General features: G+C 34.9%; 15 protein-coding genes. 4 read left to right on the top strand and 11 right to left on the bottom strand.

What is annotated here, in order from left to right; translation table 11 throughout:
• Positions 1-100 precede the first annotated feature (100 nt).
• Positions 101-1,117 (top strand): LCP family glycopolymer transferase, encoded by a 1,017-nt coding sequence (locus NSQ08_RS01585; RefSeq protein ID WP_002029713.1) that lies wholly within the window; start codon positions 101-103, stop codon positions 1,115-1,117.
• A 234-nt stretch (positions 1,118-1,351) separates the two neighbouring features.
• Entirely contained in the window at positions 1,352-2,614 is a 1,263-nt protein-coding gene (locus tag NSQ08_RS01580) for a VanW family protein (protein ID WP_002010475.1), read from the top strand.
• A 54-nt stretch (positions 2,615-2,668) separates the two neighbouring features.
• Here NSQ08_RS01580 and NSQ08_RS01575 read toward each other — a convergent pair whose 3' ends face one another.
• Both NSQ08_RS01575 and NSQ08_RS01570 read right to left on the bottom strand, forming a co-directional pair.
• Positions 2,669-2,941, bottom strand: coding sequence for a hypothetical protein (locus tag NSQ08_RS01575; protein ID WP_016101844.1), 273 nt, complete (start codon positions 2,939-2,941; stop codon positions 2,669-2,671).
• A 14-nt stretch (positions 2,942-2,955) separates the two neighbouring features.
• Positions 2,956-3,474 carry an RNase A-like domain-containing lipoprotein gene (locus NSQ08_RS01570; RefSeq protein WP_002125157.1) on the bottom strand — a complete coding sequence of 173 codons (519 nt, stop codon included), beginning with the start codon at positions 3,472-3,474 and terminating at the stop codon, positions 2,956-2,958.
• A gap of 398 nt (positions 3,475-3,872) precedes the next feature.
• On the opposite strand from NSQ08_RS01570, the gene NSQ08_RS01565 reads away from it, so the two are divergent.
• Positions 3,873-4,421, top strand: a complete 549-nt coding sequence (locus NSQ08_RS01565) for a TVP38/TMEM64 family protein (RefSeq protein ID WP_002029716.1) — start codon at positions 3,873-3,875, stop codon at positions 4,419-4,421.
• Between the two features lie 63 nt (positions 4,422-4,484).
• On the opposite strand, the gene NSQ08_RS01560 is transcribed toward NSQ08_RS01565, so the two are convergent.
• The 3 genes from NSQ08_RS01560 to NSQ08_RS01550 form a co-directional block, all read right to left on the bottom strand.
• Positions 4,485-6,185 (bottom strand): M4 family metallopeptidase, encoded by a 1,701-nt coding sequence (locus NSQ08_RS01560; protein WP_012260292.1) that lies wholly within the window; start codon positions 6,183-6,185, stop codon positions 4,485-4,487.
• A 174-nt stretch (positions 6,186-6,359) separates the two neighbouring features.
• Entirely contained in the window at positions 6,360-6,485 is a 126-nt protein-coding gene (locus NSQ08_RS01555) for an NprX family peptide pheromone (protein WP_002029719.1), read from the bottom strand.
• Between the two features lies 1 nt (position 6,486).
• A complete protein-coding gene (locus NSQ08_RS01550) occupies positions 6,487-7,758 on the bottom strand; it encodes a tetratricopeptide repeat protein (RefSeq protein ID WP_002029721.1) in 1,272 nt (423 codons plus the stop codon).
• 199 nt (positions 7,759-7,957) lie between these two features.
• Between NSQ08_RS01550 and NSQ08_RS01545 the strand changes: the two genes are divergently transcribed.
• Complete coding sequence (locus NSQ08_RS01545; RefSeq protein ID WP_002169184.1) at positions 7,958-9,421, top strand: nicotinate phosphoribosyltransferase; 1,464 nt, start codon at positions 7,958-7,960, stop codon at positions 9,419-9,421.
• Positions 9,422-9,645: 224 nt separating this feature from the next.
• Here the strand turns inward: NSQ08_RS01545 and NSQ08_RS01540 are convergent, their stop codons facing one another.
• The 6 genes from NSQ08_RS01540 to NSQ08_RS01515 all read right to left on the bottom strand — a co-directional run bounded on the left by NSQ08_RS01540 (position 9,646) and on the right by NSQ08_RS01515 (position 18,338).
• Positions 9,646-12,006: a heavy metal translocating P-type ATPase gene (locus NSQ08_RS01540; protein ID WP_340770753.1), complete on the bottom strand. Its 2,361-nt coding sequence runs from the start codon at positions 12,004-12,006 to the stop codon at positions 9,646-9,648.
• A 20-nt stretch (positions 12,007-12,026) separates the two neighbouring features.
• Positions 12,027-12,404 carry an ArsR/SmtB family transcription factor gene (locus NSQ08_RS01535; protein WP_002010461.1) on the bottom strand — a complete coding sequence of 126 codons (378 nt, stop codon included), beginning with the start codon at positions 12,402-12,404 and terminating at the stop codon, positions 12,027-12,029.
• A 350-nt stretch (positions 12,405-12,754) separates the two neighbouring features.
• On the bottom strand, positions 12,755-13,315 hold the full coding sequence (locus tag NSQ08_RS01530) for a class I SAM-dependent methyltransferase (protein WP_038626977.1): 561 nt from the start codon (positions 13,313-13,315) through the stop codon (positions 12,755-12,757).
• 128 nt (positions 13,316-13,443) lie between these two features.
• Positions 13,444-14,859 carry an amino acid permease gene (locus NSQ08_RS01525; RefSeq protein WP_002029712.1) on the bottom strand — a complete coding sequence of 472 codons (1,416 nt, stop codon included), beginning with the start codon at positions 14,857-14,859 and terminating at the stop codon, positions 13,444-13,446.
• A 103-nt stretch (positions 14,860-14,962) separates the two neighbouring features.
• Complete coding sequence (ald, locus tag NSQ08_RS01520) at positions 14,963-16,096, bottom strand: alanine dehydrogenase (RefSeq protein ID WP_002010453.1); 1,134 nt, start codon at positions 16,094-16,096, stop codon at positions 14,963-14,965.
• Positions 16,097-16,466: 370 nt separating this feature from the next.
• A complete protein-coding gene (locus tag NSQ08_RS01515; RefSeq protein WP_012260288.1) occupies positions 16,467-18,338 on the bottom strand; it encodes a glycerophosphoryl diester phosphodiesterase membrane domain-containing protein in 1,872 nt (623 codons plus the stop codon).
• Positions 18,339-18,385 lie beyond the last annotated feature (47 nt).

Here is an 18,385-nt window from a genome sequence, read left to right as displayed (position 1 = left end):
TTTATACATGTACAATACCTTTTATTTAGCGTAAAATATTTTTTATGTGTTTTAATACGCTTCTAGATGTATACACTTTGATTGTTTTAAAGGAGAAAAAATGATGAAATCCGACATTAACAACGAAACTCGAGCCAAAAAAGGACGCTCAAAGAAAAAGCGCCTACTTTGGTTCATTCTTATTCCATTACTTATTGTAGCAATGGGAGCAGGAGGCTATTCCTTCCATATATACAGTAAAGCAAAATCCGTCTTAAGCAACGCTTATTCTGAACTCGGCCGAGGAGATAAATCCAGCAAACGTGAAAAAGCTGTTAAACCTATGACTGATAATATTTCTGTCCTGATCATGGGTGTTGATGAAAGTGATATCAGGGAAAAAGGTTACGGAAAAGCGACTCGTACAGATGCATTACTACTTGCAACAATTAATAAAAATGATAAATCTGTTAAACTAGTCAGCATTCCACGTGATTCACGCGTCTTCATTAAATCACGTGATAAATATGATAAAATTACACATGCACATGTATTTGGTGGTGTAGACAGCACAATTGATACAGTAGAAAAATTTTTAGATGTACCAGTTGATTACTATGTAAAATTTAATTTCAAATCCTTTATCAAGATTGTTGATTCTCTAGGTGGTATAACTGTCGACGTTCCAGTTGAGTTCACAGAACAAAATAGTAGCGACGAAGCAGATGCAATTCACCTAAAAAAAGGGCGTCAACATTTAAATGGAGAAGAAGCACTTGCACTAGCTAGAACTCGCCATATTGACAGTGATTATATGCGCGGTCAACGACAACAACTTGTTTTAGAAGCTATTGCTGAAAAAGCCCTATCTCTCAATTCCATTAATAAAATCGGAAGCCTATTAGATGCTGTCGATACAGACTTAAAAACAAATTTAACTTTTGATGATATGATGACTATTGCAAAAAATTCAATGGATTCAAATTTAAAAATGGATAAATTGCAAGTGGAAGGTACTGATAAATATATAGGTGGTATTTATTATTACGTTCCAAACGAAAAGAGTGTTAATGATATATCGACAACACTTCAAGAACATCTCGGTGTTACGAATAAAAATGAGCATAAAAAATTATAATAAAAAGGCTGCTAGATTTTTCTAAGCAGCCTTTTTATTATAATTTTCAACATATTTCTCATGCATATTGTGACAAAAAGAGACAATTATTACAGCAGTGTAACATTTTTTATGAAAACATTACACACGTAGTGAAAATAATAGTATACTAGGACGTACATAATGTTATTTTCATCATTTTTATACAAAAAATGTAATACATATATTTATACAAATTTTTCTGGGGGGAAATAAATGAAGCTAAGCAAAATACTGATCGGTTCCGCTATTGCTGGTGGCATATTACTTTGTGTTGGTGGTATTGGTGGATATCAATATGTATCCAAATTAAATAATCAACTAAATACAACTGCACTACCAAACACTACATTTGAAGGTATTTCTCTTGATGGAAAAAATAAAGCAGATATTCAAGCCCTTGTTAATCAAAAGATGAATGAATTAAATCAAAAATCTCTTAACTACGTATTCCAAAATGATAAGCAAAATTACACGTGGAAAGATTTAGGAGTAGATTATAAAGAGAAGGATATTGTCGACAATATCTTTAAAGAACAAGAAGGGAACGTAATGAATCGTTACAACATGCGTAAGCAAGCTGAAAACGGTGAAGTAAAACGTGACTATAAATTAACACCACAATTAAATACAACAACTTATGAAACCTTTATAAAGGATAAATATAATGAAACATTAAAGAATCCTGTCAACGCCGAATTAAGTGTTGAAGGCTCTACAGTAAATATTAGCCAAAGTCAAAATGGAGAAAAAATTGATAAAGGAAAATTAACCGATTTAACAAGCGCAGCTATTACTTCTGGCACACCCGATGTTGTATTACCAGTTACACTAATAAAACCTGAACGTTCTACAGAAGATATACAACAAATGGGGATTAAAGAAGTGATTGCTGAATACTCTACCCCAATGGCTGGCCGTAATGGAAATCAATCCTATAACGTAAATAAGTCAGCTAATACTTTAAGTGGAGTTATTGTAGCACCTGATGAAACGTTTAGTTTTAATGGCCGTGTTGGCGTAACTGATGCTGCACATGGTTATAAATCCGCAGCAGTATATTCACAAGGTAAAGTTATACAAAGTGCAGGCGGAGGCGTTTGCCAAGTAAGTAGTACTTTATACAGCGCAGCTTTAAGGGCAGATTTAGGAATTGTTTCTCGAAGCAATCATTCTATGCCCGTAAATTATTTACCACTTGGGCAGGATGCAGCAGTGGCAGATTATGGTCCGGATTTAAAATTTAAAAACAATACAGGTAAGCATATTTACATTCAAGCATTTTCAAATGGCGGTAGTATTACTACACGTATTTTCGGTACAAATACTGGTAAAAATGTTGAAGTTTCTTCTCAAGTAATTAGTAATACTGGTGATAAAATAACAGCGGTTACGTATAAAAAAGTAACACAAAACGGTGAAGTACTCTCAAATGGACAAATTTCAAAAAGCGTATATAAAAGTGCCCCAAAACAATGAGATAATATCAAACGGACAAATTTCAAAAAGCGTATACAAAAAGGCGTGATCTACTCACGCCTTTTTCTTTTGCAATAATAGTAAAAAAATCCCCAGATGATCTTTCGTTTCTTCTAAAGACCACACACGATTGCCTTGCTTCGCAGCTAATACGCACGCTTCTTCCCACGCGTTCTTTTTCTTCATATTTACTAATTCATCGCGTAATTTCAAAACAATCTCTTCGTCCTCTTGCTCTATAAACTCTTCCATCACGCTTACTATTTCATCCTCATGAATACTTAACGTACAGTACGATTTAAGAAAGTATTGTAATGTTGGATACATATATACTCCCCCCTTTATTTATCTGATGGATAAGAAGTAATAATCTTAAATCCTAGATTTCCTGATTTATCTCTCGCTAAAACAGTAACAGTCTTTACTAGTTTGTCTTTTACATTCATATTTTTCTTTATTACTGTTTTTCCAACTGGGAATGAATGAGTTGTATTCAATACAAGACGAGCCTCTTTAGAGTTTTTCAACCAATCCTGAATTTCTTTATCATGTTGTTTTAAACTATCTTTCACAGCCTTTGTCGCTGTTTCCTTATCATAGTATGTACTTGCCGCTGAAACTTTATCTGTCTTCAAACGATTCTTCAAATCCTCTTCTGATTTACCTACATGCCTTTCAATCGTATGACCATTTTTAGGTGGCCCTTCCATTTCATCTAAAATATTATCACTAATTTTTTCTACTGATGTAGAATGATCCTCTTTTGGTTTTTCTGTTTTTTGTTCTTTTCCTGCACATCCACTTAAAATCAGCATTAGTGCCAATAAACTACTCAAGAAAAGACTACTTAATCGTTTCATCGTATCACCTCTTCCATGATTATTATCGTAACTCCACTAAAAGTCAATTTCACAAAGAAAAAATGTATACAGTTTTAAAATCCTCATTCATTTTGCTATATTTTCCACCCCCCTTTCATCAAATCACTGTTTTTCGCCCTTTTTAAAATATACCCCCATGTTTTTATAATTATTTCCCAGATGAAAACACCAATCGAAATACTCCACAAACCCTTTAAATACAGGATTTATGGAGTGTTTTTAAACAAACTAAATATACCCATACTTTCATATACTCAATACCTATATGAGGTATACAAACCACTTTCTATCAACAGTTTCCTACATTATGTAAATTTGCACTTGCCTACACAATAGAAATATGGTGTAATGCAAAAAAAGATAAAGGATTTTAAACAATGGCTGAAACAATTCAAAACTTCTTAACAGACTATTATTCAATCGCAATTCCACTTAGTATCTTAATTAACATCATCATCAGTCTTTTAGGTTTTATCCCTAGTATTTTTTTGACCGCTATTAACATACAACTCTTCGGTGTAACAAACGGAACCATTATTTCGATCGCAGGTGAGGCATTAGGGGCTATTATCTCGTTTTATATTTATCGTATAGGCCTTCAGAAATTCACTCACAACAAAGTAAATAAGTATCCAAAGGTAGAACGCCTACTTTATGTAGAAGGTAGAGAGGCCTTTCTACTCGTTCTATCGTTTCGATTCATACCTTTCATCCCATCAAGTATCGTTACTTTATTTGCAGCTCTAGGCAAAATGTCATTACTCTCTTTCAGTATTGCCAGCACAATAGGGAAAATACCGGCTTTATTGATTGAAGTATATTCTGCATATCATGTCATTAACGGAACAAATGAAGCGAAATGGATTATTACAATCGCAGGTTGTGTTGGATTATTTTATTTGTGGAAAAAATGGAGAAAAAAATAAAGAAGGAGCCTATGCTCCTTCTTTATTTTTGAGGTATTTTATTAATAACTATCCCTTAAAGCCTTAGTTTACACCAACAGCACTAAATGATTGCTTAACTGCTGCTACTTCTGCAGAGCTAGCACCATATAAATCAGCTGCAGCTTGTACTGCACCAGCACGTGCTTGACTAAATGTAGTAGATTGCGTGAAATACTGTGTATTTGCACGGTAGTAAATCGCACCTAATTTATCTTTACCGATACCAGTTACAGTTACACCAGAATGCGTACCACCATTTGCTAATAAATAAGCTTGTTTGTTAATAATACCACTGTTTGTATGAACGCCACCGTTATCACTTGAACCAGTGTAACGCTTAGAATAATGGTCTGGGTCACCATATTTCGCTGGATCACTCATAGAACGAAGTGCATCTCCCGCCTTACTAGGTGTATAAATATCTTCACCAATCTCCCAATCTGGGTTACGGTTATCATAGAATTCTACTAAAGTACCAAAAATATCAGAAATTGCTTCATTTAACGCTCCTGATTCATTTTGATAAATTAAATCCGAGCTATTTTCCGTAACAGCATGTGTTAATTCATGGCCAATTACATCAATGCCACCAGATAATGAAGTGAATGTTACACCATCACCATCTCCGTATACCATTTGTGAGCCGTTCCAGAATGCATTATTATACTTACTTCCGTAATGAACTGTTGATTTTAATGGTGCTCCTGCATCATTAATAGAGTTTCTGTTAAATGTAGCTTTATAGTAATCATATGTTTTACCTGCATAGTAATGAGCATCTACTGCCGCTGCATCATACGCTGCATTGAAAACATTATCTGCATCTGCCCATAATGTTCCTGGTAATGTTGAGCGGTTTTTCGCATCATATGTGAAAATTGTTGCTCCGCGCGTATTATCTTGTAAATAGTAAGATGATCCAGATAACGTTGTATTAAGCGATTTCGTATCTCCTAATACACCTTTACCAGTTCCAACTTTATTCGTCCCTGTTACAGGCTTTACAACCGCTTTCGCTTCCTGTTTAGGAGCATCTTGCTTAACTGGTGACTTATCATCATTCGTTACATGATCAAGTTTATTATATTTATTTAACACTTTACCGCTTTCCGCTTCAATGAAATAGTAATAGTTTCCTGGATTTGGCTCTAAGAAGTTTAAATTCACAACGTATGCATATGTCGTTTCTTCACCATTTTGATATACATATAAATCCGCTTTTGGATCTACTTCGTATTTAGGTGTTACTCCTAAATCTTGTTGCGCAATTTCAATTGCTTTTGCGCCTTCAATCTTATTTTTGTTTTTTAACTTTTCCTTCTTGTCTAAATCAGGCGCAACTGTTCCAGACAATACTTTTAAAGAACCATCTTTACTTACGTGAGCTACTTGAGTAGACCCCCATACAGGTACTCCCTCGTAAACTTGTTGCATACGTACTACTGTTGAATCAGTTACAGCATCTTTTTTCACTTGTTTCACTTTGAAAGAATCTTGTGCACTCTTTTCCCCTAGCTTATAATCACCTTTTGCTGCGTTTAAGTAATCAAACACCACAGATTCCGCTTTCTTACCAGTCGCTCCAGTTAGATCACCAGAAATAAACTCAGGTGACTGTACCGTCTCATTGTACTTCTTAGTAGAGAGTACATTTTTAGAATCCGCAAATGCAGAGCCTGTCCCTCCGAACGTAGTAACTGCCATTCCTGCCGCTAACACTAACGCTAAACTCTTCTTTTTCATCTAACATTCCCCCTAATAAAAAATTTTTGAAAAAGAGTAGTTTCATATTATCATTATGTTTCCACTATTAATATACTAAAAATTCAATTAATTTCTTTCTCAAGTGTTGTAGAATTTTGAGGAACAAATATTGAAAAATAAAAACCCCCTTTCCGTTTGGAAAGGGGGTTTTTATTAAGAGTTTACCACTTCAACTACATTCTCTCCTTGACCATAGATATCCGATGTCCAAGCATACTGAGGTTCCAATACCACTAATACAGCTACCAAAGCCAAAGCACCAATAATTATTTTCTTCATATTATTTTCCTCCCTTTTCTTCCAATAAATTAATTGCTAATTTATAATAGTTATTACTTTCTCGAAACTCTAATAGTTCTTCATGATACGCTGCTAGTTCTAAATACACCATTTTTAATTCCTTTTTATTCTCTTCACTTCTATAAAATGGGATCGCCTCAACTTCTAAAAATTTTTTATAAACATCTTTAGTTTCAAAGTATTTATGCTTAAGCACTAAAAGTATATATAGCATACTTTTATACTTTTCATCCCTCTTCGCGACATCTACCCCTTTACTGATCCACTCTTTTGCTTCTTCAAATTCTTTTAATTCTATACACTGTAAAGCAATCTCATATACTGCATCAATATAATTTAAATCCTCTTCCTTCTTATACTTTAAGCATTGCAAATAATAATCTTTAGCCTTTGCATAATCTTTTAAGTTATAGTACAAAAATCCTAAGTTATTTAAAGCAATAGCTGTTATGCTTTCTTTATCAGCAAAAGAATTCGCCTCTCTCAAAATATTATTATAAATAGAAAGCGCTTCATCATATTGCCTTTTCTGTATGTAACTCAACGCAATAAGTAATTGACAATTTATTACATACCGAAACTTATATTCATTCTTAAATCCTTCCATTGCTACATTAGCAAAATGTAAAGTCATATGTTCAACTTCTAATTCATTGTAAACAAGAGCTAAATTAAAGTATATTCCATTTTCGTGATACCCTTGCTCCTTCGCCATTACTTCTGTTCGAGCCAAGTACTCCAATGCCGTCTTATATTTATGTTGTAAGAAATAATATAATCCCTTGCTATACGTATATAATAATTTCTGGAATGGTGAATACTTTTTATACATCTTCTTTAAGCTCTCTAACTCTTCTTCGACAGCAGGAAAATCCCTTTTCATAATTAAATAACGTGTATACAGCAGTTTATAATAATTTATAATTTCAAAATCCAACACATGCTTCATTTCACCTTGCAACTCTTCGTATATGCGCTCTACTTGTTGCTTGTCCAAATGAACTAATGCATTCAACCACTCGTCCAACTTCACTTTCACATCTTCTTCTACATCTCTCAAATCCGTCACAGCAATTTCTAGTCTTGTGCAGAGCAATTGTAGAATTTCTTCTGATGCTTCAATCTTTCCATTTTCGATCTTACTTAAGTATGAGACAGAACAAATGCCCTGACATAATTCTTCTTGTGTCATTTTTTGCTGTAGCCGTTTATAAAAAACTTGCTTGCCTATTTTTTCTAATGTTTGTTGCATTGTCCTCCTCCATTCTCATTACCCCCACTACTCTAATAATACATAAAATCTAGAGAAATATAAATTGATAAATGTAAATTTTCTAAAAAATATGCATTATTTCATTTTTTTCTCTCTTGACTTCAATCCCCTATTACTTCTTTGCTACGAAAGGGGAAAAATTGGTATACTATAACCAAATTACGGAGGTGTTTTCGCAATGAATCATTATAAAGACGATAGTTACGCCTTACATACAGATTTATATCAAATCAACATGGCTTATACATATTGGAAAGATGGTATTCATACTCGCCGTTCTGTTTTTGATCTATACTTTCGAAAGCTTCCATTCGAAAACGGCTATGCTGTTTTTGCTGGTCTTGAAAAAATTGTAGAGTACATAGAAAATTTCAGCTTTACCGAAAGTGACATCGCTTATTTAGCAGAGCTGCAATTTGAAGAAGACTTCCTTCATTATTTACAAAACATGAAATTTACTGGCACGATTCGTAGTATGCAAGAAGGCGAAGTTGTTTTTAATAACGAACCATTATTACGTGTTGATGCACCGCTTGGCGAGGCACAAATAATTGAAACCGCCCTCTTAAATATTGTAAATTACCAAACATTAATTGCTACAAAAGCTGCACGTATGAAGCACGCTGCAAATAATGATGAGCTTTTAGAGTTCGGTACAAGACGCGCTCATGAGTTTGATGCTGCCCTTTGGGGAACACGAGCTGCCTTTATTGGTGGTTTTTCATCTACAAGTAACGTTCGCGCAGGGAAACGATTTGGCATCCCTGTAGCTGGCACACATGCCCATTCTTTCGTTCAAGCATATCGCGATGAATATGTTGCATTTAAAAAATATGCTGAAACACATAAAAAATGTGTATTTCTTGTCGATACATACGACACATTAAAATCTGGTGTTCCAAATGCGATTCGTGTTGCAAAAGAGTTCGGGGATCGTATCGATTTTTATGGCATTCGCCTTGATAGTGGTGATATGGCATATTTATCAAAGGAGGCCAGAAAACAACTTGATGCAGCTGGATTTACAAACACAAAAATTATCGCTTCTAGCGATTTAGATGAATATACGATTATGCACTTGAAATCTCAAGGGGCAAAAATTGATGTATGGGGTGTTGGTACAAAGCTGATTACATCCTTTGAGCAGCCAGCATTAGGGGCTGTTTATAAACTAGTCGCTATTGAAGATACTGACGGAAAATTAAATGATACGATTAAGATTTCATCTAATCCTGAAAAAATTACAACCCCAGGACTTAAACGAGTTTATCGTATTATTAACCGTGTTAACGATCATGCAGAGGGCGATTATATTGCTTTAGAGTCAGAAGAACCCGGAAAAGAAGAGCGTTTAAAAATGTTTCATCCAGTTCATACATATATAAGTAAATTCGTAACAAGCTTTGAAGCACGCGAACTACATCAAGATATTTTCATTAACGGTAAAAGAGCGTATGAATTACCTAATATATTAGATATTCAAAAGTATAATGAACGCAGCCTCTCACTATTTTGGGAAGAGTATATGCGAACTTTAAACCCAGAAGAGTACCCTGTCGATTTAAGCCAAGAATGTTGGGATCATAAAATGAATTATATTCAAACTGTTCGAGAACAGGTTGAAAAAAATATACAAAAATAAAGTGAAGCTTTAATCAGTGGGGTTTTGTCCCTCCCCCACTTCTCCATTTTTCAATACTATATGGATATTTGTAAAAAATATATTAAAATAATAAGAAGAATATTATATTTTTGTAAATTTATATATTAAATTATTTAAAAACAAAATAATATTTGATATTATTTTCTTGAGTCAATTTCAACAAAATAACCAATAAAAAAGAGGACGCAATTGCGTCCTCTTTTTTATAAATCTTTTACTCGTAGTACACGCATTGCATTTAATACTGCAAGTAACGTCACACCAACATCTGAGAAGACTGCTTCCCACATTGTTGCAATACCAAAGGCGCCGAGTAATAACACTAACCCTTTTACCCCTAATGCAAATATAATATTTTGCCATACGATGCTACGTGTACGTTTTGCAATTTTTACTGCTGTCACAATTTTTGAAGGCTCATCAGTCATAATAACGATGTCAGCAGCTTCAATTGCTGCATCTGACCCTAAGCCTCCCATCGCAATACCAACGTCTGCCCTTGCTAGTACTGGCGTATCATTAATACCATCACCGACGAATGCAATCTTTTCTTTACCGCGTTTTGCTGCATCAATTTTTTCGATTTCTTCTACTTTTTGGTGTGGTAATAATTCGGCATGAACTTCATCTAAACCTAATTCTTTACCAACAGCTTCCCCGACTGATTTTGCATCACCAGTTAACATGACTGTCTTCTTAATACCTAGTTCTTTTAACTTTTGAATTGCTTGTTTTGAATCCTCTTTTACCTCATCAGAGATAACAATATAACCTGCATATTTACCATCTACAGCAACATGAACTAGTGTACCTACTGTATTTGGTTGCTTAAATGTAATGTTTTCTTTGCTCATTAATTTAGCATTACCTGCGAAAATTTCTTTTCCTTGTACTTTTACAACCGTACCATGACCAGAAATTTCACTATAGTCTTCAATAGCATTTTCATCGATTGATTTTCCATATGCATTTCGAATAGATTGTGCAATCGGATGATTTGAATATACTTCTGCAAATGCTGCATATTCTAATAGCTCTTCAGCTGTGATACCTTCACTAGGCTCCATCTTCGTAACTTTAAAGACACCTTTTGTTAATGTTCCTGTTTTATCAAAAACGATATATTTCACATCATTCAATGCTTCTAAATAGTTACTTCCTTTTACTAAAATACCACTTTTAGATGCCCCACCAATACCGCCAAAGAATCCAAGAGGAATCGATACAACGAGCGCACATGGACAAGAGATTACTAAGAACACTAAAGCTCTATAAATCCAATCGGAGAATGTAGCACCCTCTAAAATAAGTGGTGGAATAAATGCCATTATTGCTGCTGTTATAACTACAACAGGAGTATAATAACGTGCAAACTTTGTAATAAAGTTTTCTGTTGGCGCTTTTTTGCTACTTGCATTTTGTACTAAGTCTAAAATTTTCGATACAGTGGATTCACCGAACTCTTTTGTAACTTCGACAATTAATACACCATTTTGGTTTACAAAACCACTTAATACGTCATTACCAACTTCTACTTCCCTCGGTACAGACTCACCTGTTAACGCTGAAGTATCCATCATTGATGTTCCCTCAACTACTTTCCCGTCTAACGGTACTTTTTCACCTGGTTTTACGATAATATACTCACCAATTTGCACATCTTCTGGTGATACTTGTTTCGTTTCGTTTCCAACTTTCACATTCGCATAGTCAGGACGAATATCCATTAATGACGTAATTGATTTCCGAGAACGATTTACTGCAATACTTTGGAACAGTTCCCCTACTTGGTAAAATAGCATAACTGCTACCGCTTCTGGATATTGTTGAATCGCGAAAGCTCCTAAAGTTGCAATTGCCATTAAAAAGTTTTCATCGAACACTTGGCCGCGAGTTATGTTTCTTACCGCTCTCCAAACGATATCTCCACCTATTAATAAATAAGCAAGGACGAATAATGGAATTGTTATCATTTGCGGTAATCCGGCTAACGCAGCAATTCCTGTCAAAATTCCACCGACTACTAATCTTCCTATCATCTTTTTCACATTTCCATCACCATGATCATGGTCATGGTCGTGTCCTTTTTCCTCTTCACGAACAACTTTTACATCAGGCTCTAACTTTTGAACAACATTTTTTATATTTTGTACAGTCGATTCAAGTTCTCGTTTATTTGCAACTTCTACTCTTAATTTCTTTGATACGAAATCAACAGTCGCTTCTGAAACTGTTGGCATTTCTTTTACCTTATTTTCAATCTTCATTGCACAATTTGCACAGTCTAAGCCTTCTAATACAAATACTTCTTTTACTGATTTTGTTTTTTGCTCTTCTTGCACTTTAATATGTGGCTCTAATTTTGTAACAAGTTGCTTCGCTTCCGTAACAACTTGATTTTCTTTATTTTGCGGTGTTTCTAAAAGCATCGTTTTTGTTGCAAAGTTTACGGAACAAGATGTTACCCCTTCTATATTCCCAACACCTTTTTCAATTTTCATTGCACAATTTGCACAATCTAAACCTTCTAGCATAAGTTTCTTTTTCACTAATGCTTCTGCCATCGTTCTCCCTCCTCGCTTTTTTATTCTTCCTCGTTTACGTGTTCAAACGCTTGCTCGAAGATATGAATTACGTGTTGATCAGCTAATGAGTAATAAACTACCTTTCCTTCTTTACGGTTCTTTACAAGCTTTGCTTGCTTTAATACACGAAGCTGATGTGAGATTGAAGATTGCGTCATTCCTAATAAATAAGCTAAATCACAAACACACATTTCAGCTTCAAATAATGCATGTAATATTCTCGTACGTGTACGGTCACCTAATACTTTAAATAATTCTGCCACTTTGCTTAAACTTTCATCAGTCGGAATTGTTTGTTTTACTTGATCCACGATTTCCTCGTGAATTACCGTTTGAGAACATGCTTCCTGTTGCGTTTCTACTTTATTTTCAGCCATCACAGCTCACCTCTTTATTTGAACATATGAACAACTATTCATATGTCTTATACCTTTATTATATGAGCGTCCATTCATATGTGTCAATGAATTTCCATACATTTTTTTGAACATTTCGTTCACATTTCAAAATACACCTATAAATATTTTCAGCATCTATCATGATCTTCATACAAAAAGGATGCACGAAAACTACCGTGCATCCCTTCTTATTTATCCCGCATTAACGGGCAGTAAGACTCCCACCTCAAAATGCAGCTGGAACAAAGAAGTTAGGTGGGAGATTAACTGCCCGTAAAAGCCCGATTGGTGAGGGCTAATAATCAGTGGGGGATGAAGCCCCCCACTGATTAAAGTTTCACTTTATTAACTTTCACTGCATCCACAATTAACGAAGCGAATCCTAATTTACCCTCTTGATTTCTATGATCAAAACGTTTCGATCGATAAATAAATCCACCGTTCTCTTCCCAATCACTATAATGAAACTGGCCATTCTCATCACAGTATTCTAAAAGCTTTACTTGAAAACCTGCTGCTTCAAACATAGATATAATCGTTTTGTAGTTATGTACAATTTTATGGCTTGCAGCTGGATGATCTAACGGGCCAGGTCCTCCCACTTGCACACCACGCTGATACTCTTCATTTGGGAAAAATGCATCCGGCACTGCGCAGCGAATATATCCACTATCTTCTAAAAACTCATAACAAACTTTAGCTGCTTCTATACCTTCTTCATACGATAAATGCTCCCATACGTGCTCAGCCAAAATTACTGATAAAGAATTAGACGGAAATTTATTAATCCACGTTTCTCTTTTTAATAAATTTAATTCTTCTTCATTCGTATGTAACCAACCTGGATTATTGTTATATCCCTCTGCTCCAACGACAACTTTCGTCTCCATCTTTCCACCTCTTTTTTCATATTCCGACATAAAAAGTTCGACAAAGTAACATTGACCCCCTTTATTTCCCCAAAAGAAAAAACCTTGCGCGCTCCCTAGACACACAAGGCTTACTATGTTATATCCCTTTAATTAGCTTTTTCTAAACTATCTTGCGAACTTCCATCTTCTTTTAGATGACTGTGCTTTTTCGAATATACAAAGTATACAACTACTCCTATTGCCAACCAAACACCGAAGTATATCCATGTTTTTAACGGTAGATTTACCATTAAGAATAGACAGCATGCAACTGAAATAATCGGTAAGATTGGTACAAATGGTACCATAAATCCACGTTGTAATTTCGGATGCGTTTTACGAAGAATGATGACAGTTACACCAACCATCGCGAATGTTAATAACGCTCCAATATTCGCTAAATTTGACAATTCTTTTAAATCGATAAATCCAGCAATTAAAGCACTACCAATTCCTGTTAACCAAACTGAAAATGTTGGTGCTTCTGTCTTCTTGTTAATTTTCGCAAAAGATTTTGGCAATAAACCGTCACGGCTCATCGCGAAGAATACACGTGTCGTAGCGTAGATGTATGCGAAAATTACAGCCATAATACCAATTACAGCTCCAATAGCAATTACACCAGCCACTTTATCTTGTCCTACAACTTCTAGTACATAGGCCATCGCTTCAGGTACATCTAATTCCTTGTAAGAAACCATACCTGTCATAACGAGACAAACTACAACATAAATGATTGTACAAATGACTAATGAAGCAATAATACCAATCGGTAGATCACGTTGCGGATTTTTTACTTCTTCAGCAGAAGTTGCTAATGCATCAAATCCTAAGAAAGCGAAGAATACTGCTGCTCCTCCGGCAAAGACTCCACTTAAGCCGTACGGTGCAAATGGTATCCAGTTTTCTGGTTTCACGTAGAATACACCAACTGCAATGAATAAAACAACAATACCAATTTTAATTAATACCATTATGTTATTCACACGCTTACTTTCTTTTGTACCTCGTGATAATAACCAAGTTATCACCAACGTAATGATAACTGCGGGTAAGTTCACCATACCACCTTGCGATGGAATCGTTAACAATGCTTTAGGAATTTCAAGTCCCAATCCACTCACTAAATTATTGAAATAACCTGTCCATCCGCCAGCTACTGCGGCAGTCGTTACGACATATACGGATAGCAATGTCCATCCCATTAAATGGGCAACAAACTCACCAATTGTTGCATATGAATATGTGTACACACTACCTGAAACAGGAAGTGCAGATGCAACCTCTGCATAACATAAAGCTGCAAATCCACAAACAATTGCTGCAATCATAAATGAAAAAATAACTGCTGGACCAGCATCTCTTGCTGCTACTAATCCAGTTAATACTAGAACTCCTGTACCAATTATCGCACCAATCCCTAGCATTGTTAGGTCAAATGCCCCTAGCGTTTTCGTCAAAGTTTTACTTTTACTTTCCCCTAACAATTGCGTAACGGATTTCTTTTTAAATAGGTTGGCCACGATGAATGCCCCCTTTTACCAAGAAGAGCTAAGAGGTATTATCTCTTAGCTCTTATCATGTTGTTTTATATATTGTTCGATTTTGTTTTGTATAATGCTTCTATTAGCAAGATACTGTTTCTGCTTCTAATAATTCTTTAGCACCTTTGTACTCTACACCGTGAGCTTCTGCAACTGCTTCGAATGTTACATAGCCTTCTAATGTATTAATACCTTTTAATAATGCAGTGTTGCCTAGGCAAGCTTCTTTGTAGCCTTTGTTAGCAATTTGTACTGCATATGGTACTGTTACGTTTGTTAATGCAAGAGTTGATGTACGTGGAACCGCACCTGGCATGTTTGCAACTGCATAGTGAACAACGCCGTGTTTTTCATAAGTTGGGTTATCATGAGTTGTAATACGGTCAGTTGTTTCGAAAATACCACCTTGGTCAATCGCGATATCTACAACAACAGAACCTTGTTCCATTGATTTAATCATTTCTTCTGTTACAAGTTTTGGCGCTTTTGCACCTGGGATTAATACTGCACCGATTACAAGATCAGACTCTTTTACAGCTTCTGCAATATTGTAAGGATTAGACATTAAAGTTTTTACTTGGTTTCCGAAAATGTCATCTAATTGACGAAGACGTTCTGCACTTAAGTCGATGATTGTTACATCCGCACCTAGTCCAACTGCAATTTTAGCAGCATTTGTACCAGCTTGTCCACCACCGATAATTGTTACTTTACCACGTTTAACTCCTGGAACACCTGCAAGTAAGATACCTTTACCGCCTTTGTTTTTCTCAAGGAATTGCGCACCGATTTGTGCAGCCATACGACCAGCTACTTCACTCATAGGTGCAAGTAATGGTAATGAACGGTTTTCTAATTGTACTGTTTCATATGCGATAGCAACAACTTTCTTCTCGATTAACGCTTTTGTTAATTCTGGTTCTGGAGCTAAGTGTAAGTATGTGAATAAGATTAAACCTTCGCTGAAGTGTTTGTATTCGCTTTCAACTGGTTCCTTAACTTTCATAACCATTTCCATGTTCCAAGCTTCTTCAGCTGTATCAACAATTTTTGCTCCCGCTTCAACATACTGAGCATCTGTGAAACCAGATCCTACACCTGCATCCTTTTGAATGAATACTTCGTGATTGTTACGAACTAAATGTACAACACCTGCTGGTGTCATTGCCACACGGTTTTCGTTGTTTTTAATTTCTGCTGGTACCCCAATACGCATAATGAAATGCCCCCTTATAATTAACAGAAAAAAGGAATTCTTTTTTCTTTTTGTAATAATTAATAACTTATGTCCTTATTCTAGCATAACTTAAAAATTATGAAAACGCTAACATACCATTTTTTAAAAGTTTATATATTTAGAATAGTGTAAATATACGAAACGTTGATTCTATTGGGTTATTTGTACCATCTCATTATCTATCACTCTATTTACATTATATCCATTCAAAACGCATAGTAATTATTTATTATTTGACAATAATGTAACAATGCAAAAAAACTAAGTAGTTACGTATACATATACACTTATTACTTTGTACAATACTTTAGAAATATATTCTTTCCATAAAAAAAACAGCTACTAGCATTTAGCCAGCAGCTGGATAACTTATAAATAACTTTGAAAATAGATCTTCTGTCGTCTCACTAATTTTATCAAACATATCACTTTCACGATCTTCTTGCTCTTTTAACATCTTAATTGTTTCACGTGCGTCTTCAGGATAATCGGTAATGATACCATCCACGTTTAACTTATAATATGCCTTTAAACTTTCCATATCATTTACTGTCCATACGTAAATTGGCTTGTTTAGCTTCCTTGCTTCTTTTACTAATTTCTTATTTAACATGTATTCTTCTGCTACATAAAAATCAGCCTTCACATTCTTTAAGTTAGCTCTACTCGCATACAGTATGTATCCTACTTTTATATTTGGATTTGCACGTTTAAACTCTTTAATAAGCGGATAGTGTAACGTTTGAATGACACATTGCTTCTCAAATTCATTATCTTTAATCGCTTTTAATACTTTGTTTACGAAATCTTTTTCGCCACCATGAAGCTTCACTTCAATATTAAGTTTGATTTTTCCTTTTGCCAGCTTAATGATCTCATCAAGTGTACTTATTTGTCCTGAAAACCCATCTTGACTAAGGGTAAGCTGTCTTAACTCCTCCATCGTTAAATCTGACACGTGAACATTAGCATTCGCAAGACGTTTTAGCTTCAAATCATGTATAACTGCTAGTTCACCGTCTTTTGTTTGCAGTACATCAATTTCAGCGTAGTCTGCTTTGGCATCAATAGCCCCCTGCAGAGCTTCTTTCGTATTCTCTACACCTTTTGAAATATAACCACGATGAGCCATAATAATTGGTTCTTTATATGAATTTGAAATAAACGTTACAATGAAGGCAACGACCATTCCGGCAGTAATAATTCCTACAATATATACACCAATAAATTTCCAACGATGTTTTTGGAAGAAACATTTATCTGCTTTTGTTTTCGAATAATCTAATCCTTCTTCTAATAAAACATCTTCAACCGGAACCTTTTGTAAATACAATCGTGTTATTGCCATAATATAAAATGGTGTCACGATAAAACTAAATAAATACAATGTACTCGTTAAAAATACAGACATTGTTGATTCTGCTAATAATGCAAATGTTCCCTGTGGATTTGTAAATTCATACATGCCCCATAGACACAATAAATACATTCCAAAAAATACACCGTACACAATCCCTATTGAAATAAAAAATCCTACTAAAAAGAATAGTACTTTAAAAAAACTTTCTTTTACTAACATTGCACTTTTACGTGCTGCTGTGCGAAACGGCTTTTGCTCTAAAACAACAATAGGTAGAACAAAAATCCAGCGAAGGTTCAAATACGCAACTACAGCAAAGAACGTGTAATAACCAACTTGTCCCATCGTTGTCTTAAACAGTTCTCCTGTAATAAAGTTAGGAATTTGAATTTGCGGAATTAATGCCGTTTCATATCCAAGATTTAAAAGAGGTAACAATACGACAGCATATAAAATAAATCCTGGTAAGCAATATGTGAAAAGAGTAGGTAAATACGTTACGGTTTTATATAAAATCGGACGTAATTTCACCTTTTGTCTTTTATGAGCGAAGTACGAAATGATAATAAGCACCGCAAATTCCGTAAAGATAAGAAACAGTGCTAACAATGATAAAATTACGATTGCCAAAATGCCGTATGGTGTCTTTAAAAACGCTAATAATTCATCATTCGTCGCATTTGCATAACCACCAAAATACAATAACTTATTAAAAATGATCCCAAATAGCGGGACAAATACAATCGCTGCTAATAATTTATAAGCAAGTTGAAAGGTTAATACATTCCAAAAAGCAAATCTAACTGTTTGAAAGGAATGTCCCATTACCCCTGGTATAGATAGTCTTTTACGGTGTTGCATATATTCCTCCACATTCTAAAACGATATTTGAGATGGATTCCATATTT

Source organism: Bacillus sp. FSL E2-8887, assembly GCF_038007205.1.
GTDB lineage: Bacteria > Bacillota > Bacilli > Bacillales > Bacillaceae_G > Bacillus_A > Bacillus_A mycoides.
The sequence above is the reverse complement of the archived record's forward strand: the minus strand, read 5'-3'. Positions and strand labels throughout refer to the sequence as shown.

What these genes read in the sequence shown, in the direction of transcription:
- NSQ08_RS01560 (WP_012260292.1), bottom strand. Translation starts at nt 6,185, where the DNA reads ATGAAAAAGAAGAGTTTAGCGTTAGTGTTAGCGGCAGGAATGGCAGTT.
- NSQ08_RS01570 (WP_002125157.1), bottom strand. Translation starts at nt 3,474, where the DNA reads ATGAAACGATTAAGTAGTCTTTTCTTGAGTAGTTTATTGGCACTAATG.
- NSQ08_RS01565 (WP_002029716.1), top strand. Translation starts at nt 3,873, where the DNA reads ATGGCTGAAACAATTCAAAACTTCTTAACAGACTATTATTCAATCGCA.
- NSQ08_RS01575 (WP_016101844.1), bottom strand. Translation starts at nt 2,941, where the DNA reads ATGTATCCAACATTACAATACTTTCTTAAATCGTACTGTACGTTAAGT.
- NSQ08_RS01530 (WP_038626977.1), bottom strand. Translation starts at nt 13,315, where the DNA reads ATGGAGACGAAAGTTGTCGTTGGAGCAGAGGGATATAACAATAATCCA.
- NSQ08_RS01550 (WP_002029721.1), bottom strand. Translation starts at nt 7,758, where the DNA reads ATGCAACAAACATTAGAAAAAATAGGCAAGCAAGTTTTTTATAAACGG.
- NSQ08_RS01585 (WP_002029713.1), top strand. Translation starts at nt 101, where the DNA reads ATGATGAAATCCGACATTAACAACGAAACTCGAGCCAAAAAAGGACGC.
- NSQ08_RS01540 (WP_340770753.1), bottom strand. Translation starts at nt 12,006, where the DNA reads ATGGCAGAAGCATTAGTGAAAAAGAAACTTATGCTAGAAGGTTTAGAT.
- NSQ08_RS01580 (WP_002010475.1), top strand. Translation starts at nt 1,352, where the DNA reads ATGAAGCTAAGCAAAATACTGATCGGTTCCGCTATTGCTGGTGGCATA.
- NSQ08_RS01515 (WP_012260288.1), bottom strand. Translation starts at nt 18,338, where the DNA reads ATGCAACACCGTAAAAGACTATCTATACCAGGGGTAATGGGACATTCC.
- NSQ08_RS01545 (WP_002169184.1), top strand. Translation starts at nt 7,958, where the DNA reads ATGAATCATTATAAAGACGATAGTTACGCCTTACATACAGATTTATAT.
- ald (WP_002010453.1), bottom strand. Translation starts at nt 16,096, where the DNA reads ATGCGTATTGGGGTACCAGCAGAAATTAAAAACAACGAAAACCGTGTG.
- NSQ08_RS01555 (WP_002029719.1), bottom strand. Translation starts at nt 6,485, where the DNA reads ATGAAGAAAATAATTATTGGTGCTTTGGCTTTGGTAGCTGTATTAGTG.
- NSQ08_RS01535 (WP_002010461.1), bottom strand. Translation starts at nt 12,404, where the DNA reads ATGGCTGAAAATAAAGTAGAAACGCAACAGGAAGCATGTTCTCAAACG.